This is a genomic window from Deinococcus sp. LM3, from assembly GCF_002017875.1.
Lineage (GTDB): Bacteria > Deinococcota > Deinococci > Deinococcales > Deinococcaceae > Deinococcus.
Map to the genome: position 1 here is coordinate 1,564,044 of NZ_MUFV01000001.1, position 24,608 is coordinate 1,588,651.

The 24,608-nt window shown below is 70.2% G+C and carries 26 protein-coding genes; 15 read left to right on the plus strand and 11 right to left on the minus strand.

Going from position 1 to position 24,608, the window contains the following annotated elements; all coding sequences use genetic code 11:
* The first annotated feature begins 65 nt into the window (after positions 1-65).
* Positions 66-1,298, plus strand: coding sequence for a 2,3-bisphosphoglycerate-independent phosphoglycerate mutase (locus BXU09_RS07350; RefSeq protein WP_078301546.1), 1,233 nt, complete (start codon positions 66-68; stop codon positions 1,296-1,298).
* A 189-nt stretch (positions 1,299-1,487) separates the two neighbouring features.
* Positions 1,488-1,616, plus strand: a complete 129-nt coding sequence (locus BXU09_RS21870) for a hypothetical protein (protein ID WP_255674620.1) — start codon at positions 1,488-1,490, stop codon at positions 1,614-1,616.
* Between the two features lie 310 nt (positions 1,617-1,926).
* On the opposite strand, the gene BXU09_RS07355 is transcribed toward BXU09_RS21870, so the two are convergent.
* Positions 1,927-3,354, minus strand: coding sequence for a PLP-dependent aminotransferase family protein (locus BXU09_RS07355; protein WP_078301548.1), 1,428 nt, complete (start codon positions 3,352-3,354; stop codon positions 1,927-1,929).
* A gap of 97 nt (positions 3,355-3,451) precedes the next feature.
* On the opposite strand from BXU09_RS07355, the gene BXU09_RS07360 reads away from it, so the two are divergent.
* On the plus strand, positions 3,452-4,663 hold the full coding sequence (locus tag BXU09_RS07360) for a benzoate/H(+) symporter BenE family transporter (protein WP_078301549.1): 1,212 nt from the start codon (positions 3,452-3,454) through the stop codon (positions 4,661-4,663).
* A gap of 222 nt (positions 4,664-4,885) precedes the next feature.
* Here BXU09_RS07360 and BXU09_RS07365 read toward each other — a convergent pair whose 3' ends face one another.
* From BXU09_RS07365 to groES, 5 genes are all read right to left on the minus strand, one after another.
* Entirely contained in the window at positions 4,886-5,425 is a 540-nt protein-coding gene (locus BXU09_RS07365) for an AAA family ATPase (protein WP_078301550.1), read from the minus strand.
* Between the two features lie 52 nt (positions 5,426-5,477).
* Positions 5,478-6,494 (minus strand): LLM class flavin-dependent oxidoreductase, encoded by a 1,017-nt coding sequence (locus BXU09_RS07370; protein ID WP_078301552.1) that lies wholly within the window; start codon positions 6,492-6,494, stop codon positions 5,478-5,480.
* A gap of 67 nt (positions 6,495-6,561) precedes the next feature.
* Positions 6,562-7,233, minus strand: a complete 672-nt coding sequence (locus BXU09_RS07375) for a hypothetical protein (RefSeq protein WP_078301553.1) — start codon at positions 7,231-7,233, stop codon at positions 6,562-6,564.
* Between the two features lie 147 nt (positions 7,234-7,380).
* Positions 7,381-9,015, minus strand: a complete 1,635-nt coding sequence (gene groL, locus BXU09_RS07380; RefSeq protein ID WP_078301555.1) for a chaperonin GroEL — start codon at positions 9,013-9,015, stop codon at positions 7,381-7,383.
* A 148-nt stretch (positions 9,016-9,163) separates the two neighbouring features.
* Positions 9,164-9,451, minus strand: a complete 288-nt coding sequence (gene groES, locus BXU09_RS07385) for a co-chaperone GroES (RefSeq protein WP_055362141.1) — start codon at positions 9,449-9,451, stop codon at positions 9,164-9,166.
* Positions 9,452-9,727: 276 nt separating this feature from the next.
* Here groES and BXU09_RS07390 point away from each other — a divergent pair, with 276 nt between their 5' ends.
* Genes BXU09_RS07390 through BXU09_RS07405 form a run of 5 tightly spaced genes read left to right on the plus strand, consistent with a single transcriptional unit; the run spans position 9,728 to position 13,099 of the window.
* Complete coding sequence (locus BXU09_RS07390) at positions 9,728-10,336, plus strand: GGDEF domain-containing protein (RefSeq protein WP_078301557.1); 609 nt, start codon at positions 9,728-9,730, stop codon at positions 10,334-10,336.
* A 14-nt stretch (positions 10,337-10,350) separates the two neighbouring features.
* The gene (locus BXU09_RS21380) at positions 10,351-10,968 is read left to right on the plus strand and encodes a nucleoside deaminase (RefSeq protein ID WP_240501083.1); all 618 of its coding nucleotides are present in this window, start codon (positions 10,351-10,353) and stop codon (positions 10,966-10,968) included.
* Positions 10,965-11,921 carry a class I SAM-dependent methyltransferase gene (locus BXU09_RS21385; RefSeq protein WP_240501090.1) on the plus strand — a complete coding sequence of 319 codons (957 nt, stop codon included), beginning with the start codon at positions 10,965-10,967 and terminating at the stop codon, positions 11,919-11,921. Before BXU09_RS21380 ends, BXU09_RS21385 begins: the two co-directional genes overlap by 4 nt.
* Positions 11,918-12,526 carry a histidine phosphatase family protein gene (locus tag BXU09_RS07400; RefSeq protein ID WP_240501092.1) on the plus strand — a complete coding sequence of 203 codons (609 nt, stop codon included), beginning with the start codon at positions 11,918-11,920 and terminating at the stop codon, positions 12,524-12,526. The genes BXU09_RS21385 and BXU09_RS07400 overlap by 4 nt, the downstream gene beginning before the upstream one ends.
* A gap of 21 nt (positions 12,527-12,547) precedes the next feature.
* Positions 12,548-13,099 (plus strand): GNAT family protein, encoded by a 552-nt coding sequence (locus tag BXU09_RS07405; protein WP_078301558.1) that lies wholly within the window; start codon positions 12,548-12,550, stop codon positions 13,097-13,099.
* Positions 13,100-13,105: 6 nt separating this feature from the next.
* Here BXU09_RS07405 and BXU09_RS07410 read toward each other — a convergent pair whose 3' ends face one another.
* Entirely contained in the window at positions 13,106-13,621 is a 516-nt protein-coding gene (locus tag BXU09_RS07410) for a M23 family metallopeptidase (protein ID WP_078301560.1), read from the minus strand.
* 172 nt (positions 13,622-13,793) lie between these two features.
* Between BXU09_RS07410 and BXU09_RS07415 the strand changes: the two genes are divergently transcribed.
* Positions 13,794-15,173 (plus strand): pitrilysin family protein, encoded by a 1,380-nt coding sequence (locus BXU09_RS07415; RefSeq protein ID WP_078301562.1) that lies wholly within the window; start codon positions 13,794-13,796, stop codon positions 15,171-15,173.
* Positions 15,174-15,194: 21 nt separating this feature from the next.
* On the plus strand, positions 15,195-16,421 hold the full coding sequence (locus BXU09_RS07420) for a pitrilysin family protein (RefSeq protein WP_078301564.1): 1,227 nt from the start codon (positions 15,195-15,197) through the stop codon (positions 16,419-16,421).
* Between the two features lie 179 nt (positions 16,422-16,600).
* Here BXU09_RS07420 and BXU09_RS07425 read toward each other — a convergent pair whose 3' ends face one another.
* The 3 genes from BXU09_RS07425 to mqnE all read right to left on the minus strand — a co-directional run bounded on the left by BXU09_RS07425 (position 16,601) and on the right by mqnE (position 19,059).
* Positions 16,601-17,476, minus strand: a complete 876-nt coding sequence (locus BXU09_RS07425) for a menaquinone biosynthesis protein (RefSeq protein ID WP_078304840.1) — start codon at positions 17,474-17,476, stop codon at positions 16,601-16,603.
* A 65-nt stretch (positions 17,477-17,541) separates the two neighbouring features.
* Positions 17,542-17,889: a nuclear transport factor 2 family protein gene (locus BXU09_RS07430; RefSeq protein ID WP_230274977.1), complete on the minus strand. Its 348-nt coding sequence runs from the start codon at positions 17,887-17,889 to the stop codon at positions 17,542-17,544.
* Between the two features lie 21 nt (positions 17,890-17,910).
* Complete coding sequence (gene mqnE / locus BXU09_RS07435) at positions 17,911-19,059, minus strand: aminofutalosine synthase MqnE (RefSeq protein ID WP_078301567.1); 1,149 nt, start codon at positions 19,057-19,059, stop codon at positions 17,911-17,913.
* A gap of 134 nt (positions 19,060-19,193) precedes the next feature.
* Here mqnE and BXU09_RS07440 point away from each other — a divergent pair, with 134 nt between their 5' ends.
* From BXU09_RS07440 to BXU09_RS21875, 3 genes are all read left to right on the plus strand, one after another.
* The gene (locus tag BXU09_RS07440; protein ID WP_168174569.1) at positions 19,194-20,207 is read left to right on the plus strand and encodes a sensor domain-containing diguanylate cyclase; all 1,014 of its coding nucleotides are present in this window, start codon (positions 19,194-19,196) and stop codon (positions 20,205-20,207) included.
* Positions 20,208-20,315: 108 nt separating this feature from the next.
* On the plus strand, positions 20,316-20,699 hold the full coding sequence (locus tag BXU09_RS07445) for a DUF3006 domain-containing protein (protein ID WP_240501095.1): 384 nt from the start codon (positions 20,316-20,318) through the stop codon (positions 20,697-20,699).
* A complete protein-coding gene (locus tag BXU09_RS21875; RefSeq protein WP_144012016.1) occupies positions 20,696-21,859 on the plus strand; it encodes an MBL fold metallo-hydrolase in 1,164 nt (387 codons plus the stop codon). The genes BXU09_RS07445 and BXU09_RS21875 overlap by 4 nt, the downstream gene beginning before the upstream one ends.
* Before the next feature lie 9 nt (positions 21,860-21,868).
* Here BXU09_RS21875 and BXU09_RS07455 read toward each other — a convergent pair whose 3' ends face one another.
* A complete protein-coding gene (locus BXU09_RS07455) occupies positions 21,869-22,765 on the minus strand; it encodes an RluA family pseudouridine synthase (protein ID WP_078301573.1) in 897 nt (298 codons plus the stop codon).
* 90 nt (positions 22,766-22,855) lie between these two features.
* Between BXU09_RS07455 and BXU09_RS07460 the strand changes: the two genes are divergently transcribed.
* Both BXU09_RS07460 and BXU09_RS07465 read left to right on the plus strand, forming a co-directional pair.
* On the plus strand, positions 22,856-23,602 hold the full coding sequence (locus BXU09_RS07460) for an FAD-dependent oxidoreductase (RefSeq protein ID WP_078301575.1): 747 nt from the start codon (positions 22,856-22,858) through the stop codon (positions 23,600-23,602).
* Positions 23,599-24,594, plus strand: coding sequence for a tRNA (guanine-N7)-methyltransferase (locus BXU09_RS07465; protein ID WP_078301577.1), 996 nt, complete (start codon positions 23,599-23,601; stop codon positions 24,592-24,594). Before BXU09_RS07460 ends, BXU09_RS07465 begins: the two co-directional genes overlap by 4 nt.
* Positions 24,595-24,608 lie beyond the last annotated feature (14 nt).

A 24,608-nucleotide genomic window follows, 5' to 3' on the forward strand; every position in this document is an offset into this window, starting at 1 on the left:
GGTTGGTGAGGGGCTGGTCATATGGGCTGACCGGCCCCCTTCGTGTCCGGCGTACACTGAACTCCATGAGCGACCTTCTGGATACCATCCGCGACCTCGCCAAACCCACCGACAGCAAGATCCTGATGGTCGTCCTCGACGGCATCGGCGGCCTCCCCCTCGAAACGAACGGCGACACCGAACTCGCCGCCGCCAGCACCCCCAACCTCGACGCACTGGCCGCGCAGAGCCAGCTCGGACAGATCGAACTCGTCGGCGCGGGCATCACGCCCGGCAGCGGCCCCGGCCACCTCAGCCTCTTCGGGTACGACCCCCTGAAGTACATCGTCGGACGCGGCGCCCTCAGTGCCGTCGGCATCGGCGTGAAACTCGGCGCCGGTGACGTCGCCGTGCGCGGCAACTTCGCCACCCTCGGCGAGGGCCGCAGCGTCCTCGACCGCCGCGCGGGCCGCCCCAGCGACGAGAAGAACGCCGAGATCGTCACCAAACTCAAGGCCGCCATCCCCGACATCGACGGCACCCCCGTCGAGATCTACACCGAAAGCGAACACCGCTTCGTGGTCGTCTTCCGCGCGAACGGCGGCGCCCCCCTTGGCGCGAACCTCAGCGACGTCGACCCCCAGGCGACCGGCGTGCCCCCCATGACCGCCCAGGCCCACGACGACGCCAGCCAGAAAACCGCAGGGCTCGTCAACGCCTTCGTGCAGCGCGCCGAAGCCGCCCTCAAAGACGAGACGCAGGTCAACGGCGTCCTCTTCCGCGGGTACAGCGACGTCCCCCACTTCCCCAGCTTCGACGCCGCCTACCAGCTCAAAGCCGCCTGCATCGCCAGCTACCCCATGTACAAAGGCCTCGCCAGCCTCGTCGGCATGGACGTCCTCACCGTGCAGGGCGAAGAAGACGCCCTCGACGGCAAAGTCCAGGCGCTGCGCGACAACTGGGACAAGTACGACTTCTTCTACTTCCACGTCAAGAAAACCGACAGCACCGGCGAAGACGGCGACTTCAAAGCCAAAGTCAAGAAGATCGAACTCTTCGACGCCCTCCTCCCCCAGCTCCTCGCGCTGAATCCCGACGTCATCGCCATCGTCGGCGACCACAGCACCCCCAGCCGACTCGCCACGCACTCCTGGCACCCCGTTCCCGTCCTCATCCGCAGCAACTACGGCCGCAAGGACCTCGCCCAGCGCTACACCGAAGACGAAGCCCAAAGGGGCAGCCTCGGCCTGCGCAAAGGCACCGACCTCATGCCGCTCCTCATGGCCAACGCCCTCAAACTCAACAAGTACGGCGCGTAACACACAGACGCGCCTTGCAGCCCTTCCCGCTCTGGGAGGGGCTTTTCTGTCGTGTGGCCGCTCTGCTGGAGGGGGGCGCTTGGCGGCGGGGTTCCCGTGCGCTTCCCCACCCCCCAGCCCCCTACCCCAGGGGGGCAGGGGGAGCAGTCGCTGCGCTCGGCAAGAGATTCGACTGATGGTGCTTAGGTCGTGCTGGGCGCTGACGTGTCCGGCTTCGACGCCATCCTGCCGCCCCCGCGCAAGGCCCGCGCGCTGCGCGCACGACGGCCGGTGCTGATCTGCGGTCAGGTGATTAGGTGGAACGCTTCGCGCCGCTGATCGACTTTGAAAACCACGCTTTTGCCAAAGCAAGAAAAGTAGAACCTTCCCGCTCGCACCAAGTTGGCTGGCCAGCTCTGCGTCGTGGCAACGCGGCCCGTCGTGCGCGCAGCGCGCGGGGCGAACGCCGCGACACCGGAGGCATGCAACCCCATCCGTGGCCGTCCCCGCTCCATGCCCGCTGACCACCTCAGCGAAATACCTGCCCAGTGCAACGTTGCTCCCCCTGCCCCCCTGGGGTAGGGGGCTGGGGGGTGGGGAAGCACACGGGAGGCCCGCCGCAGGCGCCCACCTTCCGACAGAGCCCAGTTCACGCCAGCCGCTCACTCCCCCGGCTCGTGAACTCCGCCCAGGCCCGTGCGAGTCGCGTGACCGCTTCGGGGATGTGGTCGGGGTGGAGGGTGAAGGGGATGCGGAGGTACTGGTCGGGGAGGGGTGTGACGCCCATGCTGGCGCCGGGGTAGAGGCGCAGGCCGTGGCGGGCGGCGTGGTGGGTGTAGGCGCTGGCGGTGGGGGTGGGGAGGGTGATCCAGAGGAATTGTCCGCCGGGTGGGGTGGTGAAGGTCCAGTCGGGGAGGTGGGTGCGCAGGAGGTGGGCGAGGTGGTCGCGGGCGGGGGTGATGGCGGCGCGGCGCTCACTGATGAGGGTGGGGAGGTCTTGCAGGAGGTGCTGGGCGAGGTGCTGGGCGGGTTGGCTGCTGCCGAAGTCGGTGAGGGTTTTGGCCTGGGTGAGGGGTGCGGCGAGGGTGGGTGGGAGGCGCATCCAGCCGATGCGGAGGCCGGCCCAGTAGAGCTTGCTGAGGGAGCCGACGTTGATGATGGGGGCGTGTGGGGCGTGGGTGCTGAGGCGTGGGGGTGGGGGTTGGTCGGTGAAGCCGAGGTCGGTGAGGGTGTCGTCTTCGATGGTGGGGAGGTGCGTGTCGTGGATGAATGCGGCGAGTTGGGCGCGGGCGTGGGGGGGGAGGGTGGTGCTGGTGGGGTTCTGGTGGGTGGGGGTGAGGAAGGCGAGGCGGGGGTGGTGGGTGCGGGCGAGGGTGGTGAAGGTGTCGGGGTTCACGCCGTGTGGGGTGACGGGTACGCCGGTGAGGGTGGCGCCGGCGGCGCGGAAGACGTCGATGGCTCCGAAGTAGGTGGGGGTTTCGAGGAGGGCGTGGTCGCCTCGGCGGAGGAGGGTGGTGGCGGTCAGGGAGATGGCCTGCTGGGCGCCGCTGGTGATGAGGATCTGTTCGGGGGTGGTGGGGAGGCCGGCGTGGGTGTACTGCTGGGCGATGAGGTCGCGCAGGTCGGGGAGGCCGTGGGGGTGGTAGGGGCTGTCGTAGTGGGCGTGTTGCGCGGCGGCGCGCAGGCGGGCGCGCTGCTGGTCGGTGAGGAGGGGGACGGCGATGGTGAGGTCGATCTCGCTGGGGTGGGCGGTGCCGATGGGGGTGCGCAGCGTCAGGAGGGGTTGGGCGCGGGGGGCGGTGGGGGCGACGTGGGTGCCGCGTCCGACGTGCCGGGTGAGGTGGCCGCTGGCGGTGAGGTCGTCGAGGGCGGTGACGGCGGTGGCGCGGCTGATGCCGAGGAGCGTGGCGAGGGTGCGTTCGGCGGGGAGGCGCTGTCCGGGTGTGAGTTCCCCGCGTTCGATGGCGTGCTGGAGGTGGGTGTGCAGGCGGGTGTGGAGGGGGCCGGGGAGGTCGCGCCAGCCGCGCAGCAGGGCGGCCCAGTGGGGCGCGTCGGTGGGGCTGGGCGGCGTGGGCATGCGCCTAAGCTTACGGGCCAATCTGTCTGGATGAGCAGGCCAATGCGCGGGCCATTGCCTCTGCCCAGGGGGGCCATTCGGGCGCACACTCGGGAGCATGACCACGCTCCCTGCCGCCAGCACTCCGCCTTCGTTCTGGCGGGATTCGCATCCGAGCGCGGTGCTGGCGGGGTTGATAACGATGGTGATCGGGTGGGCGGGACCGAATGTGCTGATCCACGCGGTGGCGCAGGCGGCGGGCCTCAGTGATGGTCAGGCGATGTCGTGGTTGTGGGCGCACGCGCTGCTGGCGGGCCTGACCGGCATCATCCTGAGCCTGCGGACGCGGGTGCCGGTCCTGGTGACCTGGAGCACGCCGGGGATCGCGTTTCTGGTGACGGCCCTGCCGGGCATTCCGTTCCCGGAGGCGGTGGGGGCGTTCCTCACGTCGGGGTTGCTGGTGCTGGGGCTGGGGTTGTTCCCGCCGCTCACGCGGGCGTTGCAGAGCATTCCCGCGCCGCTGGCGGCCGCGCTGAACGCTGCGATTCTGCTGCCGTTCGGGTTCCGGGCCTTGCAGGCGTTCGGGACGGCTCCGGCGCTGGTGGGGGCGATGATCGCCGCGTACTTCGCGTTGCGGGCGGTCGCGCCGCGCTGGGCGGTGGCGGGCGTGCTTCTGACCGGGGTGGTGGCCAGCGGCGCACTGAACCTGTGGGACCCGCAGCCGGTGGCGCTGGCCCTGACCCGCCCGGAGTTCGTGGTGCCGCAGTTCAGTCTGCACGCCACCCTGAACCTCGCGCTGCCGCTGACGCTGCTGGCGTTCACGGGGCAGTTCGTGCCGGGGTTCGGGGTCCTGAAGACCAGCGGGTACGAGCCGGCGCCGGGGCCGATCCTGCGGGCCTGCGGGACGGCCAGCGTCGCGGCGGCCTTCGCAGGGTGCCACAACCTGACGCTGGGCGCCCTGCTGGCGAACATCGTGACTGGCCCCGAGGCGCACCCCGACGCGCGCAAACGCTACACCGCTGCCGTGTGGGCGGGTGTGTTCAACATCATCGTGGCGTTGTTCGCGGGGACGGTGCTGCACCTGATGGGCATCCTGCCCGCCCAGGCCATCGCGGCGCTGGCCGGGCTGGCGTTGCTGGCCGCGATGGGCAGCAGTCTCCAGGCGGCGTTTCAGGGTTCGGCGGCCGGGAGTCTCGCGGCGCCCGTGGTGTTGCTGGTGGCCCTGAGCGGCATCAGTCCGCTGGGCATCGGCGCGGCCTTCTGGGGCATTCTGGCCGGACTGGCCGTGTACGTGATCGAGCGGCGCCGCGCCGTTCCCGCGCTCCGCTGAAAACAGAACCCGCCCCGCCCACTTGACAGCAGGCTGAAAGACCGGTATAGTCTCCTTCTGGTCTGAAAGGATCGTGCAGTGCAGTCCACGTTGTACACGAATGCACTTGAGGGAGGCGCCCACCTCTAGGAGTCACAAAAACACGGGCGCGCGAACAGCGGCAGAGGCCGGTCATACCGGCCCCCCTGATCCCCCAGAAAGCCACCCACGCGGTGGCTTTCCTCATTCCAGCCTGTGGGGCAGGCCCACCCGCCAAGCCAGCACGCCGGGCAGTACGTCCCCCCTGGTCGTCTCCACCGTCAGGCACGGCGCGTCGCCGAGATCCAGTGGTGTCCAGCAGCAGTGCGCTGGCAGGGCCGCGTACTCCATCGGCAGATCGATGCCCGGCCGCCGTCCCGACGCCACCCGCACGTCGTGCCGCGCCTGGAGGACGTCCACGGGCGCGTGGCAGAACACCTGCGCGACCCTCGCTCCGTGGGCCGCTGCCAGGGTCAGGATGTGCTGCTCGCTCACGCCCCGGTAGAAATGCGTTTCCAGCAGCGTGTCTGCCCCCGCCGCCAGCGTCACGCCCGCTACGTGCCACATCAGGTCGAAGCTCAGCGGTCCCGACACGGCGCGCTCCAGCCCTGGCAGACGGGCCAGCAGCAGCGCCTTGTACTCGTCCTTCGTCACGAACGGCACACTCAGCGCCCCGGCCAGTTGCGCTCCCAGCATGGATTTTCCGGAAGCAGGCATGCCCGACACGATCAGGAGCAGTGTCATGCGTGCCACGCTACCGTGTGCGCCGGGCCGCCGCATCCGGTTGTGGGACGATTCAGCGCCAGCCGAGACCGGGGGCGACGTGCGTGAGGATGCTCTCGATCAGGTGCGCGTTGTGGTCCACGCCCAGCTGGTTCGGGATGGTCAGCAGGAGGGTGTCGGCCTCGGCGATGGCCTCGTCCTGTCGCAGCTGCTCGATCAGGCGGTCGGGTTCGTCGGCGTAACTGCGGCCGAACACGGCGCGGTACTGGTCGATCACCCCGAACTGGTCCTGCCCGCCCTGCCGTCCGAAGTACGTACGGTCCTGGTCGTTCACGATTGCGAAGATGCTGCGGCTGACGGACACGCGCCCCTCGCGGGTGTGCCCGGCTTCCTTCCACGCGTTGCGGTACGCGCGGATCTGCTCGGCCTGCTGCACGTGGAAGGGTTGGCCGTTCTCGTTCTGTTTCAGGGTGGAACTCTGGAGGTTCATGCCCATCCTCGCGGCCCATTCAGCGGTGGCGTTCGACGCGGCGCCCCACCAGATGCGGTCGCGCAGGCCCGCCGAGTACGGCTCCAGTCGCAGCAGGCCCGGCGGGTTCGGGAACATCGGGCGGGGGTTGGGTTGCGCGAAGCCTTTGCCCTCGAGCACGTCGAGGAACACCTCGGCGTGCCGCCGCGCCATGTCCGCGTCGGTCTCGCCGGGGGCGGGCGCGTACCCGAAGTGCCGCCACCCGTCGATCACCTGCTCCGGCGAGCCCCGGCTGATGCCCAGCTGCAGCCTCCCGCCGGAGATCAGGTCGGCGGAACCGGCGTCCTCGGCCATGTACAGCGGGTTCTCGTAGCGCATGTCGATCACGCCGGTGCCCAGCTCGATGGTTTTCGTTTTCGCGCCCATCGCGGCCAGCAGCGGGAACGGAGAGGCCAGCTGCTGAGCGAAGTGATGGACCCGCACGTACGCGCCGTCCGCGCCCAGTTCCTCGGCGGCGACGGCCAGCTCGATGGTCTGGTGCAGCACGTCCGCCGCCGAGCGCGTGCCGGACTGCGGGGACGGATTCCAGTGCCCGAACGAGAGAAACCCGATCTTCTTCATGGGCACAGGCTAGCGCGAATGGTTGAAAAAGTAAATCAGTTTGGCGGATAAATCTGGGTTTGCCTTCTCACCAGTCGGCTTCCTTCTGCACCCGAGCATTCGGTAATCGCCGCCCCCACACCCACAACCAGATCAGGCACCCCAGGCTGACCAGTGGCCCCGCGAGCAACAGCAGCGCATTGCGCACCTGATCAACCGCAGAAGCCTTCACATCAGCGCACGAGGTGGATCTGAAGGAGGCCTTGTTCAGCCAGAAGCTCTGGCCCTCCGCCGTGACGGGCAGAGCCGCTGCCGTCAGCACTTCCAGCCGACGTCCCGGCACATCAATACGCCCGAACCTCTCCCCTTCCTTGAACTGTAGAAACGTCCGACCCTCAACGCAAGCCAGCCCCGTCACGGTCATGCTCCCGTTCCGAGGCAACCTCTCATCCCCATCCCGGTGCTCAAGTCCGAGCGGTAACTCCCGATCAGAATCGATGCTCGCCAGATAGAAACCTCCGCCCAGAGGCGTCTTGTAGAAATCCAATGCTCCCCCGTCAGCATCGCTGCCTGCCCCACCGGAAAAAAACATAATCAGCGAAAACGCCAGCGCCAGAGTGGACACCACCCCGGCCCCCACCCACGCGCCCGTATACACCGGATTTCGTTTCCGGACATGCGCCGCTGTCGCCAGGGCCACCAGCACCCCAGCACCGATGACCAGCAGGAAGAGTACCGGGAGCAGCACGATGAATCCCATGCACCTACCGTAAAGAGCGATCCGCAGGCTTTCGTCCCCAGGCACGGTAAGAGCTCTTTGGCCGCATCCCATAGAAGAAAGCCGGAGCATGACGCTCCGGCTTCGCTGATTGACCATCAACTAACCGACGGTCAACTGTGACTTGCTTTAGAAGTCCATGCCGCCCATGTCGGGGCCGCCGGCGGGTGCGGGGGCGGCCTTCTCGGGCTTGTCGCTGACGATGGCTTCGGTGGTGAGGATCAGCGCGCCGATGCTGGCGGCGTTCTGCAGCGCGGTGCGGGTGACCTTGGCGGGGTCGACGATGCCGGCGGCGATCATGTCGTCGACGTACTCGCCGGTGGCGGCGTTGAAGCCGAAGCGGGGCTTGTCGCTGTTGATGACGGCGTTCACGATGACGCTGCCTTCTTCACCGGCGTTCGCGGCAATCTGACGGGCGGGCTCTTCGAGCGCGCGGATCAGGATGCGGGCGCCGGTGGCCTCGTCACCGCTGAGGGCTTCGGCGGCCTTGCGGACGGCGGGGATGATGCGCAGCAGGGTGGTGCCGCCGCCGGAGACGATGCCTTCTTCGACTGCGCTGCGGGCGGTGCTCAGGGCGTCCTCGTAGCGGTGCTTCTTCTCTTTGAGTTCCGTTTCGGTGGCGGCACCGACGCGGATGACGGCGACGCCGCCGGCGAGTTTGGCGAGGCGTTCCTGGAGTTTTTCCTTGGCGTAGTCGCTGTCGGTGCTGTCCAGTTCGCCTTTGATGGCGTTGACGCGGGCGTCGATCTGGGCCTGCTCGCCTTTACCGTCGACGATGGTGGTTTCGTCTTTGGTGATGCGGACGCGGGCGGCGCGGCCGAGCATGTCCATGCTGGTGTTCTCGAGCTTGTGGCCGAGGTCTTCGCTGACGACTTCCCCGCCGGTGACGGCGGCGATGTCGCGCAGCATTTCCTTGCGGCGGTCGCCGAAGCCGGGGGCCTTGACGGCGGCGATGTTCAGGGTGCCGCGCAGCTTGTTGACGACCAGGGTGGCCAGCGCTTCGCCTTCGACGTCCTCGGCGATGATCAGCAGGGGACGGCCGGTCTGCGCGACTTTCTCCAGGACGGGCAGCAGGTCTTTCAGGGCGCTGACTTTCTTCTCGTAGATCAGGATGTAGGCGTCTTCGAGGACGGCTTCCATCGTGTCGGGGCTGGTGATGAAGTAGGGGCTGATGTAGCCCTTGTCGAACTGCATGCCTTCCACGACGTCCACTTCGGTGTCGAAGCCCTTGCTCTCTTCGATGGTAATGACGCCTTCCTTGCCGACCTTGTCCATCGCGTTGGCGATTTCCTCGCCGACCTGCTCGTCGTTGGCGCTGATGCCGGCGACTTTCTTGATGGCTTCGCTGTCTTCGACGGGCACGGCGAGGGTCTTGATTTCCTCGATGGCGGCCAGGACGGCCTTGTCGATGCCGCGTTTCAGGGCCAGCGGGTTGGCGCCGGCGGCGACGTTGCGCAGGCCTTCTTTCACGATGGCCTGGCCGAGGACCGTGGCGGTGGTGGTGCCGTCACCGGTGATGTCGTTGGTCTTGCTGGCGACTTCTTTCAGCAGCTGCGCGCCGATGTTCTCGAGCTTGTCTTCCAGCTCGATTTCCTTGGCGACGGTCACGCCGTCCTTGGTGATGGTGGGGCTGCCGAATTTCTTCTCGATGACGACGTTGCGGCCGCGCGGCCCGAGGGTCACTTTGACGGCGTTGGCGACGGCGTTCACGCCACGTTCGAGGCTACGGCGGGCGGCTTCATCAAACACGAGTTGCTTGGCCATGGTGGGGCTCCTTTGGGGGCGGTGAGCGCAGAGCGGTGGGCTGCTGGGGTCACGCCTGTTGAGTGGATTGAGGTTGCGGGGTGGCTCCCTGTTGTGGGGAGCGGTCAGCGCCGCTGACTGAGGGGTGAGGCCTCAGTCGGCGGGCGCTTTACTCGACGATGGCGAGGATGTCGCGTTCGGCGAGGATGGAGTAGTTCTTGCCTTCGAGGCTGACTTCCGTGCCGCCGTACTTGGCGAAGTAGACGGTGTCGCCTTCTTTCACGTCCAGCGCGATGCGGGTGCCGTTGTCGAGCACCTTGCCGCTGCCCACGGCGATGACTTTGCCGCGCTGGCTTTTCTCTTTGGCGGTGTCGGGGACGTACAGGCCGCCGGCGGTCTTCTGCTCGGCTTCCTCGATGATTTCAACCAGAACGCGGTCACCTAAGGGTTTCAGCATGTTGTGTCCTCCTGTGAAGTGGGATGTGGAGCTTCGGCCTGCCGGACACTCCGGCTGTTTTTGCCGTTCCGCACGCAATCCTAGGCCTGACATAACAAAAATGTCAAGTTGGGGAATCTGACAATTTGAGTCTGGTGCGCTCAAGGTGCGCCAGCACGCGCAAAGCGCATATGCGCTTGCAGTCTCATAGCCGCAACGTATATATGTATGTGGAACATACGCCACTGACCCAGCGCTCCGGCATCCCCCACCCCCCGTCCCAGGAGGACCACCCGCATGGCCGCACGCCCCGCCATCCTCGCCCGCACCGCCTTCGAGGACGCCTTCGCCGCCCTCGGCGCCGCCCCCCTCACCCTCGCTGTCCTGGACCTTGACCACTTCAAGACCCTGAACGACACGCTGGGCCACAGCGAAGGCGACCGCGTCCTACGAGGCGTGGAACGCCTGCTCTCCGGCAGTCTCCCGTCGGGCAGCGTCATCGGCCGCATCGGCGGCGACGAGTACGCCTGCCTGCTCCCCGAAACCGCCGCCGAGACCGCCCTGATCCTCTTCGACGAGGTCATCAAGCACTTTCATATCCACCGCGACCCCCACTGGCCCAAGAGCCTGGGCCTCAGCGTCGGCCTCGCCTCCCGCCCCGCCCACGCCACCCACTACGCCGACCTGTACCGCGCCGCCGAGGAAGCCCTCCTGCGCGCCAAACGCGAAGGCCGCGCCCGCGTGTGCATCTACGTGGAAAGCAAGATGGTCCTGAAAAGCAACTACTACAGCAAAAGCCAGCTCGACCGCCTCGCCAAACTGAGCGGCGCCCTGGGCCGCACCGAGGCCAGCCTGCTGCGCGAAGCCGTGGACGACCTGATCGAGAAGAACCGGGGCGAACTGTGAACGGCACCGGGCGCGTGAACCTCTCCGCCGGCTGGAGCGCGGCGCTTCAGGAAGCCTGGGATGCCTACTGCGCTGGGTCGTACGCCATCGGGGCGTGTGTGATCGACGCCCAGGGAACCGTGATCGCGCGGGGCCGCAACCGCCTGGGCGAGCCGCGCGGCGCGGAGGGGGGCGTCATCAGCGGGCACGACCTGGCGCACGCGGAAGTGAACGCGCTGCTGAACTTGAAAGACACGCCCCGCCCCGAGTGCTACAGCTGGACGCTCCTGACCACCCTGCAACCGTGCCCGCAGTGCGCCGCCATCGCGGCGATGGGCGGCATGCGGCACGTATCCTACGCCGCGCCGGACGCCTGGATTGCCGAGTCGAACCTCCTGACGCACGACCCGTACGTGTCCCGCAAGGGCGTGAGGGTATCCAGAGCCCCGGAGCCCGTGCAGAGGGCGGCGCTGCGGCTGGTGCTGGTCGCCCACCTGGAGAACGGACAGGACCCGGACAGCCCCATGCTGCGCAGCTTCGCGTCATACCCGGACGACGTTCACGCGGCGGTCGCCCTGCACGCATCCGGCACCCTGGCGGCCCTGCGTGCGCCCCGCGCCCCGCTGGCCGAGGCGCTGGCGGTGCTGGCATGAGCCGCCCCGCGTTCCTGAACCTGTCGCCGGGCCTGGACCGCGTGGGCCGCGCCTGCGCGTGGATCGAGCGGGAGGACGGCTTCGTGCTGATGACGGGTCTGGAGTGGGGCGGGTGGACCCTGCCGGGCGGCGGCATTCACCCCGGCGAGACGCCGCAGCAGGCGGCGGTGCGGGAGGCGTGGGAGGAAGCCGGAGCGCACGCCGAGGCGGCAGGCGGGGTGGCGGGCGAGGCCGTGATGCTGCCCGGCGAGAGTGTGTGCGTCCCGCTGCGCCTGAAGCACCTGGAACCCAGCCCGGAGGGCCGCCCCGTGACCTGGGTGAACCCACGCTCGCTGCCGTGGGCGGACGACCTTCAGATCCGCGAGGTGCTGGCCGCGCGCGGGCAGACGCCGGAGCACCTGCGGGTGCCCACGCTGGTGCAGGTCGCGCAGACCGCCGCTGGGGCGCTGGAATTCCGGCATTCCTGCTTGCCCGAAACAGGCCGACTGCTGCGGACCCTGGCGGCCACGCGCCCCGGCGGGCGGGTGCTGGAACTCGGCACGGGAACCGGCGTGGGTGCGGCGTGGCTGCTCTCGGGCCTGGACCGCGCCGCCCGCCTCCTGACCGTGGAGACCGACCCTGCACGGGCCGAGGCGGCCTGGGAGGTGTTGCAGGCCGACCCGCGCGCCCGCGTGCAACGGGGCGACTGGCGGGACGTGCTGCGCGAGGGGCCGTTTGACCTGATCTTCGCGGACTGCGCCGCCGCGAAAGCCGACCCGGACGCCCTGGCCCGCGCCCTGAAGCCCGGCGGGATGCTGCTCATGGACAACTTCAGCCCGCCCGCCTTCATCCCGCCCGACCGGCACGCGGGCGACCCGCTGCGGGACGCGCTGTTCACGCACCCGCAGCTGACCTGCACCGAACTGGAAGTCCGCCGCCGCGAACGCGTGCTGCTGGCCGTGAGGACCGCGTGACCGGCGAGCTGCATCTGACCATCCTGCGCCACGGCCGCAGCCGCGCCGACGACGAGAACGTCCATGAGGGCCGCTACGACAGTCCCCTGAACCCGGAAGGTGAGGCGCAGGCCGCCGCTCTGGCCGCGTACTGGACGGCGCACCCGCCGGGTTTCGACCGGGCGTACTGCTCGACGCTCCAGCGGGCGCACGGTACGGCCCGCATCGTCACGGACGCCCTGGGCGTGCCCCTGACCCCCACGGACCTCCTGCGCGAGTGGGACAACGGCCCACTGGCCGGAATGGGCCGCGAGGAGGCGCTGGAGCGGTACCCCATTCCCGCGTTCCGGCACGACCTCGACCCTTTCACAGCGGACGGCGGTGAATCCCAGGCGGCGATCCGCGCCCGCGCCCTGCACGCCCTGGAACTCGTGTGGAATGGGGGCGGCCAGCGGGTGCTGCTCGTCACGCACGGTGGCTTCGGGAACAGCCTGCTACGCGAACTGCTCGGCACGCAGCGCGGCTGGTTCGCGTTCGGCGACACGGCCTTCGCCACGCTGCGCCTGAGCCGGGGCAGCCACACGGCCCTGCTGACCGGCGTGAACCTCACGCCACACCTGCCCTGACCCGCCCCGTACAGTGACCCCATGCGCCACGACCTGACCCTGAGCGAAGGCCCGTACACCCTGCGCCCCATGACCGACGCCGACACCGCCCCGCTGCTGGCACTGGCACGGGCGCACGAGGCCGAGTACGCCCGCATGGGCACCTTTCCCACCCAGGAGCGCTACTACACGGGCGCGCTGGACGCCCCGGATCAGTGGCCGTTCGTGAAACTGGTCGGCAGCGAACTGGCCGGCGCGACCCGTTTCATGGAGATGCGCCCCGCGCACCGTCGCCTGGAGATCGGCAGCACGTGGCTGGCCCCGGCGTTCATGCGCACCCCCGCGAACCGTACCTTCAAACGCCTGCTGCTGGACCACGCCTTCAGCCAGATGGGGGTGCTGCGCGTGGAGATCAAGACGGACCTCCTGAACACCCGCAGCCAGCAGGCCATCGAACGCCTGGGGGCGACCCGCGAGGGCGTGCTGCGTCAGCACATGCCCCGCCCGGACGGCACGCAGCGCGACACGGTCATGTACTCCATCATCGCGGAGGAATGGCCAGCGGTGCGGGCGCGGCTGCTGGGTGCTACCTGACCACCCCTACTCGTTCATCAGCAGTGGGTAGGGGTTGATGGCGCCGCCCGTCGTGTAGATGCCGTAGTGCAGGTGCGGGGGCGTGCCCTTTGCGTTCCCGCTGTCGCCCACGTAGCCCACCACGTCGCCCTGCTCGACCCAGTCGCCGCGGTTCAGGTCCGGGTAGCGTTCCAGGTGCGCGTAGTAGTGCCGCTGTCCGCCAGGCCCGAGCACCATGACGGTGCGGCCGCCCAGGTTGTTCGGGCCGACGTTCACGACCACGCCGCGCGTGGTGGCGCGGATGGGCGTGCCGCGCGGCGCGAAGATGTCCACGCCCTCGTGCGTGCGGCCCTGGCTCCGCGCCCCGCCCCAGGTGTCCACGAAGCGCTGGCCCGGCAGCGGGTTGGGCAGCGAGGCGGCCGCCGGGGCGGGTTCGGCTAGCAGGGCCGCGTACCGCTGCGCCCCCTCTATCTGCGGCCACAGCAGGAACGCCGCGCCGCCCAGCACTGCCAGCGTGATCAGCCAGCCCAGTACCCGCCTCACGCCCGCCCTCCATCCTGACCCAGCTTCATGCCCCCAGGATGGCGTGCGGGGGCCGCGCCGGAACCGGACAAAAGTTGCAGAGTGCGCCCCGCATGAAGCCTGCCTCAACGGGGCCAGCCCGGACCGTGCGCGCGGCCCCCGTCGGCAGGGCCGGGCGGGGTAGACTGACCGGATGCCCGCGCGTTCCCACCCCATTCCCGCGCACCTCTGGACGCTGCCCGGCGGCCTGACGGTCGCCTTTGAACGCCGGTCCGGACCCGGTTTCGCCTTCGACCTGCGCGTCCCTGTCGGCAGCGCCCACGATCCTGCCGGGCAGGAAGGCGCCAGCGGCGTGCTGGAAGAATGGCTGTTCAAGGGGGCCGCCGGCCTGGACGCCCGCGCCCTGCAGGACGCCTTCGACGACCTCGGCGTGCGCCGGGGCGGCGGGGTCGGCCCGGAGGCGACCCGCTTTTCCGTCAGTGGCCTGCTGGCCGACCTGCGCGCCGCGCTGACCCTGACCGCCAGCGTCCTGAACAGTCCGGACCTGCCGGAAGACGAACTGCCCATCCTGACCGACCTGGCCCGCCAGGACCTGGAGGGTCTGCTGGACAGTCCCGCCGACCTGCTGGCCACGCTGGCGCGGCAGACGGCGTTCCCCACCCCGCCCGGCGCGCCCCTGAGCGGGTACGGCCACCCGGCCAGCGGCACCCCGCAGGGACTGGAAGCCCTGACACCCGCCTCGCTGCGCGCCCACCTGGAACGGTACGGGCAGGCGGGCAGCGTCCTGGGCCTCGTGGCGGACCTGGACCCCGAACAGGCGCGCGACCTGACGGCCGCCGCGCTGGGCGGTCTGCGCCCCGGCGTGCACGACCCCATCCCCGCCGTGCTGCGCACCCGCGCCCGCGCGCACACCACCGACCCGGATGCCGAACAGACCCACCTGAGCCTCACCATGCCCGGCGTGCCGCCCGGCCACCCGGACTGGATGGCGTGGCAGGTCGCCCTGACCGCCCTGAGCGGCGGCAGCGCCAGCCGCCTGTTCCACGCCGTGCGGGAGGAACGCGGGCTGGCGTACGCCGTGAGCGCCAACCCCGTCATCCTGGGCGGGCAGGGGTTCCTGGGCGCGTACGCCGGCAGCACGCCCGCCCGCGCGCCCGAGACGTTGCAGGTCATCCTGGCGGAACTGGAGAGGCTCCCGCAGGGCCTGACGCCCGCCGAGTTCGGCCGCGCCCGCGCCGGGCTGGACGCCAGTGTGGTCTTCGGCGCCGAGAGCATGCGCGCCCGCGCACACGCCCTGACCCGCGACGCCGCCGTGTTCGGCCGCATCCGCAGCGTCCCGGAACTCCGCGAGTCCCTCAGCAAGCTGACCCTGGACGACGTGAACGCCTTCCTGGCCCGCTACCACCCCGCGCCGGACGCCACGACCGTCACCATCGGCCCGGACACGCACGGTCCAGACACGCACGGTCCAGACACGCACGGTCCTGGCGAACCCCCTCCCGGCGCGAACAGCGCCGACCCGTCCGCCCACCCACAGCCTTCCGATCACCCCAGCGAGACCCTGCATGCCTGACCCTGCCCCCAACACCACCGCCTGCCCGGCGGCCTGACCCTGCTGCTGGAACCCGACCCGGACGCGCAGACCGTCGCCGCCGGGTACTTCGTGAACACCGGCAGCCGCGAGGAAAGCGCCGCCGAGATGGGCGCCAGCCACTTCATCGAGCACCTGCTGTTCAAGGGCAGCGACACCCTGAGCGCCGCGCAACTGAACGAACGCCTCGACGATCTCGGCGGGCACGCCAACGCCTTCACCAGCGAGGAGGCGACCGTCTACCACGCCGCGACCCTGCCGGAACGCACGGCCGAACTGCTCGGCACCCTGACCGAACTGATGCGTCCCGCCCTGCGCCCCGACGACATCGCCACCGAACGCGGCGTGATTCTCGAGGAGATCGCCATGTACGCCGAACAGCCCGCCGTGCGCGTCACGGACGAACTGCGCGCCGACTACTGGGGCGACCACCCGCTCGGCTGGCCTATTCTGGGCACCGCCGCCACCGTCACGGCCCTCACGCCGGACGCACTGCGCCGCAACCACCTCGACCGCTACGGCGCCGACCGCGTCACCCTGACCGTCACCGGCCAGTTCGACCCGCCCGCCGTGCTGGACTGGGCGCGCACCCACCTGCAGGACTGGCCCGCCGCGACCCGCCCCGCTCCCGCCCGCCTGCCCGCACGGCGACCGGACCATGCCGCGCCCCGCCACCCCGGCACCGTCCGCGTCCTCAACGACCCCACCCTGAGCCGCGTGCAGGTCACGGCTGCCACGCCCGGCCTGGACGCCACCCACCCGCTGCGCGAGGCGGCGCACGTGCTGGCCGACCTGATCGGCGGCGAGAACGGCGCGCTGTACTGGCACCTGATCGACGACGGCACCTGCGACAGCGCCGACCTCGGCCACCTGGAATACCAGGATGCCGGCACCTTCGAGGGTGGGTTCTCCTGCGACCCGGACCGCGCCGCCGCCGCGCTCGCCACGTACCGCCGCGTACTGGCCGGCGCGGGTGACCGGATCACCCCGGTCGCCGTGCGCCGCGCCGCCCGCAAACTCGCGGTGGGCACCCTGCTGCGCGCCGAGACGCCCCAGGGCCGCCTGTTCACGCTGGGCATGGAATTCCTGGCGACCGGCCGCACCCCCGACACCGCCGCGAGCGTCCGCCGTTACGAGCAGGTCACCGCCGACGACGTGCGCGAGGTGCTGCGGCTGTGCCCGCTCGACCGCCTGACCGTCGTTGCTCTCGGCCCCATCGACCGACTCTGATCCGGCCGCCCGGCCCGGCAGCTCATACGGATTCCGTTTGTTTCGCCAACAATCCGGAACTTCACCGGATTGCCGGCTCCACGTCCGGAACCCGCTTTGCTCCTAATCGCTCTGCTTCGCAGCTCTCCGAGTCCGCTCGGATTGAATGGTCTTTGCAGCTCATTCAATCGGAGTCCATATCAGTGCGGGCCGGGGCGGGGGCCGAACGTCAGGGGCGCGTGCCCCGGCACGGCCTTCGCCGCGAACTCGTGCAGCCCCAGCCGGTCCGGCGCTTCCAGGTGGTACCGGAAGTTCCACAGGTAATGCTGCACCACCCGCTCCGGCAACCCCAGCTTCCGCGCGTGCCGCGCCGACACGTCCGCCAGATGCCCGATCCCCGCCCGACGCGCCTCCCGCATGGCCTGCACCAGCGCGGCCGGCGGCGGGTTGTCCTTTCGGTACGCCCACACCGCGAACGTGAACGGATGCCCCGTCAGACGGAACCACTCCTCCGCCAGGTCCGTCACGCCGATCCCCCGCGCCGCGTGCGGCAGGCTGGTCATGGTCGTCTCCGGCGTCAGCGGCCCCACCACCCCGTACCACTCCCGCAGCGCGCTGTCCCCGATCCGCAGCACCCCATCGAAGCCCTGCGCCAGCAGCGATTCCGCCTCACCCTCGGCGCGCTCCAGCACCGGGCTCAGGCCCCGCTCGCGCAGCAGCACCTCCAGCAACGCCACACTCATCGCCGACTGCGCCGTCAACGCCACCCGCCGCAGGTCCTCCAGCGGCCGCGTGTGAAACAGATTCACCGAGTACACCGGCCCCAGCACCGCCACACTGAAATCCGGCAGGGCCTCCAACACATCCGCATTCCGGATGAACTCAACGGCGCTGATATTCGCGATGTCCACCTCACCCGACAGCAGCGCCGCATTCATCTGCGTCGGCACGCCCGTGATCGCCGAGACACCCTCCGGCAGCACCAGCGAATCCAGAATCGGCGCCACATTCGTGAAATGAATCCAACCCGCGCGGTACGGCGCGCCGGGGGGGCGCGGTGACGGGTGATGGGTGATGGGTGATGGAGAGGAATCAGCCTCGCGCTGCGCCATCTGCCATGGGCCATCCGCCACGGGCCCGCTCACGGGATTACCTGCACGCTGACGGCCTGCCAGTGTCCGTCCCGGCGGGCGTAGACGCGCAGGAAGCTCTGCACGCGGGTGCCTGTGGCGTAGAGGGTGCCGCGCGTGATGGCGGTGTCGCCGTGCACTCGGGCGGCGTGCCGTTCGAAGATCAGTGGGGTGGTGGGGTTGGTCTGCATGCCGGTCAGGAGTTCCTGTTTCGTGACGGGGGTGCCGTCGTGGTAGAAGCCCAGCCAGTCGTCGGCCAGGACGGTGTCCAGCCGCCCCGGGTCGCGGTGGTGGTAGGCGGCGTTCCAGCGGTCGTCCAGGGCGAGGATCAGGTCGAGGTCGCCGGGCGGCCCGGGCACAGGCTGACTGGACACCGGCGGTCAGTCGGCGGCTTCGGTGGCCGGGGTGCGGGGGAAGGTCTGGAGTTCGTTGTAGTACGCGTCGCGCAGGACGGGGGTGCGGCCGGCGTGCTGGATCATGCGGATCATGCCCTGCTCGCTGAGTTTCATGGGGCTGGTCGCTCCGGCGGCGTGCGCGATGTGTTCTTCCTGGATGGTGCCGTCGATGTCGGACACGCCCCAGTCGAGGCTGACCTGCGTGAGTTCGCTGCCGATCATGACCCAGTAACCCTTGATGTGCGGGAAGTTATCGAGGTAGATGCGGGCCACGGCGAGGTTACGCAGGTCGTCCAGGCCGGTGGTGAAGTCGGTCTTGCCGAGGTTCTGCGCCAGGGTGTTCCCGAGCGGCTGGAACGCCAGCGGAATGAACGCGTGGAACCCGCCGCCGAAGCGGGCCACGGAGTCGTCCTGCAACGTTCGCAGGCGGTCCATGTGGTCCAGGCGTTCCTCCAGGGTTTCGATGTGGCCGTACAGCATGGTGGCGTTGGTGCGCATGCCCAGGGAGTGCGCCTCGCTGTGAATCTGCAGCCATTTCTCGGCCTTGACCTTGTTCTTGGCGACCTGCCGGCGCACGCGGTCGGCGAAGATCTCGGCGCCGCCGCCGGGCATGGCGGCCAGCCCGGCGGCCTGCAGTTCACGCAGCACGTCCAGGGTGGGTTTCTTGCTGATGCGGCTCAGGTGCTCGATCTCGGCGGCGGTGAACGCCTTGACCTGCAGGTCCGGGAAGGCCTCGCGCAGGCCGCGCACCATCTCGGGGTAGTACTCCCACCTGTGGTTGGGGTGGTGGCCGCTGCTCATGTGCAGTTCGGTGATGCCGGGCAGGTAGCGGCGGCGGACCTGTTCGGCCACCTGTTCGGGGCTGTAGTCCCAGGCGCGTTCCTCGTTCTTGTGGGCGGCGAACGCGCAGAAGGTGCAGCCCACGTAGCAGATGTTCGTGAACTCCAGCCGCATGGAGTGCACGAAGTACACCCGGTCGCCGTGCAGCTGCTGCTTGCGCAGGTTCGCCAGTCTCATCAGGGTGTTCAGGTCGCGGGTGTCGTACAGCTGCATACCCTCGGCGAAGGTCAGGCGCTCGCCCGCCTCGACCTTTTCCACGATGGGCGCGAGTGCCGGGTCGGAGAGCCACTTCATGCACGCAGGATACGCCCGCGCGGGGACCGTGAATGTCCCCATGAACGGAATCCCGCCCGGCGGGGGGCTTCCGGTACCCACCGGGGGTGGGTGTCAGATTTTCGACAGCTTGACGTGAAACAATGGCAGGTACGTTGACCTTCCATGCCTCCGACGCGCAGCGGCAGATCGCCCGGTACCGGTCCCTGGTGCAGGTGACGGCGGCCCTGGCGCGGCTGGTGCGGACCGACGACCTGCTGCGCGCCATGCATGAGCAGGTGCGCCTGATGTTCGACACGCCGATCACCCTGCTGGCCCGCTGCACGCCCGGCGGAGGCTGGCACTGTCTGACCCTGGAGGGCGACAACGTTTCCGAGCAGCACATCCCGCCCCGCCCGGACGGGCTGCTGGAGCGGGTGCTGCTCGGCACGCTCCGGCTGGAGAACGACCTGCCGGCCTACCTGGAACGCGAGCGGCTGGGCGTCATTCGCCTGCACTACCGGTCGGACCTGCCGCACACCCTGTCGTGGATGGGCGTGCCGCTGCACGCCGGGGAGGTCAGGGGCGTGCTGTCGGTGCAGAGTTACGCCCTGCACGCCTTCACGCCCGAGGACCTGGAATTCCTGGAGTTGCTGGCGGTGCACCTGAGCATCGCCCTGGAGAACGCCGCGCTGCACGAACGGGTGGATCAGGAGGCGCACACGGACCCGTTGACGGGCCTGTGGAACCGCCGCCGGTTCACGCAGCGGGGCGAGGCAGCCCTGAATGCCGCGCAGAGTGGCGGCGAGCGCTTCACGCTGGCGATCATGGACCTGCAGGACTTCAAGGCGATCAACGACCGGTTCGGGCACGCGGTCGGGGACGAGGTCCTGACCGGGGTGGGCACGCTGCTGCGCCGCCTGACCACTCGCGGGGCGCACGTGTTCCGGCTGGGCGGCGACGAGTTCGCGGTGCTGCTGCCGGGCGACCGCGGCGGGGCGCGCCTCACGCTGGAAGGCTGGCTGGAGGACGTGCGCGCCCACCCCTGGACGACCGCCGCGCCGCCGCACCTGAACATCGGGCTGGCGCAGGCGCACCCCAGTTACTCCATGAGCGACTGGATGCGCGAGGCGGACTCGCAGATGTACGAGGCCAAACGCCGCCGGCTGCACCTGATCGAGACTGGCTGAATCGAGACCAGCTGAATCGAGACTGGCTGAGCCGGCACCCCGCCGCGCGCCCAGCGGGCGTGAAGTTCCGGGCGGTACACGGCGTGCCGGGTGCGCTACGCTGTGGGCGTGAAGCCTGAACCTGTTCGTTCCGAAACAGAATCGGTGGAGGAGGGGTCAGGGGCCACCCCGCCCGCCGCAAGCGCCGCCACGCCGGGCGCACCGACCGAACACTGGACGGTCGACGGCCTGGAAGACACCCCGCGCGGCCCGGTCGCCCGCCTGGAACTCCCGGACGGCCGCACCATCGTCCGGCCCGTGAGCGACCTGCCGCCCGGCGTGCGCGGCGGCGACCTGCTGGCCGTCACGGACGGCCCGGACGGCGTGACCCTGCGGCTTCTGCCGGAAGAGACCGCCGCGCGCCGCCGCGCCGCCCAGGCGACCCTGGACACCCTGAACGCGGCGGGCCGCGCCACCCTGCCCCTGAACGACGACGGAGACATCACCCTGTGAGCCCCAAGAAACCCGACCCCACCTCCCGCAAACCAGCCGCGACCGGCAAGGCCGCCACGGGCAAGGCCAGCCCGGCCCGCAAGACCCCCGCTGCCAGCCGGAACGCCGCCACCGGTCAGGCCACCGGCCGGGCCACCCCCGGAAGCGCGAAAACCGCCGGGGAGGCCGGCGCGTCCCGCACGGGTGCCAGCCGCACGGCAACGGGTCGCGCTACCCCCGGCCGGACCCCCACTGGCCGCCGGGGCCGTGCGAAGGCCCGCAGCGGACCGGGCGCCTCGGACCTGCTGGGCCTGCTGATCCTGGTCGTGACCGGCAGCCTCGCCGCGTGCGGCTGGATCCGCCAGCAGGACGCCGCCCCCGCCGGCAGCGGCCCCGGCACAGGCGCGGCGCCGGGGACGGCCGGCGGGACCGTCACCATCCGCTTCCTGGACGTGGGGCAGGGGGACGCCATCCTGATCCGCAGCCCCGAGGGCAAGACCGCCCTGATCGACGGGGGCCGCAGCGCCGAGCGCCTGAGCGACCAGCTGGAGAAGTACGGCGTGACCCGCCTGGACCTGATGATCGCCTCGCACGCGGACGCCGACCACATCGCGGGCCTCGTGCCGGCCGCCGCGCTGAAGCCCCGCGTGTTCATCAACAACGGCCTGGGCGGCACCACCCAGACCTGGGAGCGGCTCGTCCGGGCGCTGCAGGGCGTGGACGCCACCTTCACGAAGGCCAGCAACCAGACCGTGAACCTGGGCAGCGTGAAACTGCGCGTCATCGCGCCGCCCCCCGGCATGCCGGACGACCAGAACCTGAACAGCGTCGGACTGGCCGTGCAGTTCGGGGAGTTCCGCGCCCTGCTGACCGGCGACAGCGAAACCGAGGAAACCGAGGGCTGGCTCGCGCAGGAACGCGCGGACCTGCGCGGCCCCTTCCAGGTGTACAAGAGCATTCACCACGGAGCCAGTAACGGCGACAACGCCGCGTGGCTGGCGAACGTCCGGCCCGAGAACGTGGTGATCAGCGTCGGGCAGAACAGTTACGGCCACCCGACCGCGCAGACACTGCGGCTGTACCGGCAGACCGGCGCGCGCGTGTACCGCACGGACCGTCACGGCACCGTCACCTTCGAGGGCCGCGCGGACGGCACGTACACCGCCGACACCGAACGCTGAACGCCGCCCTCAGTGCAGGTCGGGGGGCGGCGGGGCCTCCACGCGGACCTCGCGGCCCGTCACCGGGTGCCGGAAGTGCAGCGTCCAGGCGTGCAGGAGGTACCCCAGGTCGCCCGGCAGGCCCGGCAGGTCCGGCAAGGGAAGGCCACCCACGCCGTACAGCGGGTCGCCGACCAGCGGGTGCCCGGCGGCGGCCAGGTGGATACGGATCTGGTGGGGCCGCCCGGTGTGGATCTCCACGTCGAACAGCGTGCAGTCCTCCCGACGTTCGCGGACGCTCGCCACGCTGCGCGACGCCTTGCCCTCCGCGCTGGCCGCGAACACGCTGCCCAGGCGCGGGTGCGGCACCGGCCCGATGGGCGCCTGAATGTCCAGCGTGTCCCACTGCGGCACGCCGGCCCCCAGCGCGCGGTACACCTTGCTCACCTCGTGTTCCCGCCACGCGCGGGACAGGGCCGCGCCCGCCTCGCCGGTCCGGGCGAACAGCACCGCGCCGCTCGTGCCGCGCCCCAGCCGGTGCAGCGGACTGGCCCCCGGATAGCGCAGGCGCACCTGCGTCAGCAGCGTGTGCGTCAGGAACCCCGCGCCCGGCAGGGTGGGCAGGCCCGGCGGTTTACTGACCGCGACCAGCGCGTCGTCCTCCAGCAGCACCGCGTAGTCCAGCGGGGCCGCCTCCTCGCGCCACGGCGGGCGGTGCCACACGACCACGTCCCCGCCGCGCAGTACCTCGTCCCCGCGCGCCCGCACGCCACGCACCTCCACCTCGCCCGCCGCGAGCCGCGCCGCCCAGGCCTCCGCGCCGGAGTGCCGGTACTCACGCGTCAGGAACGCCAGCACGCTCTCCCCACCCGCGCGGACCTGCGAGCGGAACGCGAAACCGGCATTGGACGGAGCGTCGTCGGACATGGGGGACAGGGTACGCGGAACGCGGGTCCGGTGGTCCTTCCCGCGCCCCCGCCTCCCGCTGCCTGCGCCCAACCTCTACACTGGCCGGTGATGTTTGGTCCTGTTTCCCCCAGAAGTCGCCCGCAACCGGGGCACCTGTACGACGTGGCCGTGGTCGGCGCCGGGCTGGCCGGAACGGAACTGGCGTGGCGGCTGGCCCGCGCGGGCCGGGACGTGCTGCTGGTCTCGCAGGCACTCGATCACCTGGGCAACCTGTACCAGCCGACCACGCAGGGCGTGATCTTCCCACCGGGCAGCCTGTTCGAGGAGGTGCGCGCCGCGCTGCACCCCGACACGGACGGCTGGACCTTCCACCGGCACCTGAAGGCCCGTGTGGAGGAAACCGCCGGAATTCACCTGCTCCAGAGCACCGTGACCACCCTGGACGAGGAAGAGACGCAGATCGTGCTCTCGACCTGGGAAGGGCCGAAACTGCACGCCCGGCTGTGCGTGCTGGCCGTCGGTGCGTTCCTGAAGGGCCGCCTGCTGGTGGGGGACACCATGGACGAGGCCGGGCGGCTCAGCGAGGTCGCGTACGACTTCCTGGCAGACGACCTGACCGCCAGCGGCATCTGGCTGATCGGCAACGAACGCCGCGCCGAGGGTGAGGGCGTGGAACCCCCGTACGAGGTGCGCTTCCTGACGCCCGCCCCCACCGAACTCGACGGCTTCCGCGTGAACCGCCTGGAGCGCGTGCGGATGCTGGGCCAGTGCACGCCCGGCGAGCACACCTACGACAGCGTGCTGCGCGACGCGGCCCGCCTCGCGCAGCACCTTCTGACGGAGGTGGACGCGTGATCGCCCGCCTCGGTGACTTCCAGTTCCCCGACAGCGCCGCGCGCCTGTACCCGCACACCCCCGAACGCCCCTGGGTGCTGGAGGTGGGCTTCGGGGACGGGCGCTTCTGGCCGCACTTCGCCGCCACCTTCCCGGAGGCGCCCAACTACCTGGGCGTCGAACTGTCCGGCGTGTCCCTGCTCAAGGCGCACCGCCGCCTGCGGGACGCGGGCCTGGAGAACGCCGCCCTGACCAAACTGCCCGCCGACGTGCTGATCCGTGAAGTCATCCCGCACGCGGGCCTGGACCTGATCGTCGTGAACTTCCCCGACCCCTGGCCCAAGGCCGGGCACACCGACCACCGCCTGCTGCGCGCGCCGTTCTTCCGGCTGGCGGCCAGTCGCCTGAAACCCGGCGGGATGATCCTGCTCACCACCGACCACGACGAGTACTTCGAGTTCGCGTGCGAACAGGCCCGGGCCAGCGGCGTCATGCAGGTCGAGATCACCGACCCGCCCGCCGCCGCGCTGGAAACCAAGTACGCCCTCAAGTGGCGCGACCTGGGCCTCGGCGCCCACCACGCCCGTTTCATTCCCACCGCGCACGCGCCCGTCCCGCACGGGCAGACCGCGCCCTACCCGGAGGAACCCACCGCTGTGCCCCACGCCGTCCTGACCCTGCCCGACACCTTTAACCCCCAGACCTTCGAGAAACTCACGGAACGCAACCCCGGCAGCCGCAACGCCGAGGAGGGCGGCGCGTGGACCGTCGTGCTGCTCGACCTGTACGCCGGACTGCGCCGCGACGGCTGGGTCGTCCTGGCCCACGTCGTCGAGGGCGAACTGACCCAGGAAGTCCTGATCGGCATCACCGCCCGCGAGGACGGCACGCACCTCGTGCGCCTTGCCAAGTTCGGCGGCCCCATCATCACGACCGGCGTGAAGGCGGCCGTGGGCGTCGTCACCCGCTGGCTCGAAGGCCAGGGCGCGGTCGTCAAGCACCACGGGTACTGACCCCTGACGGCGCA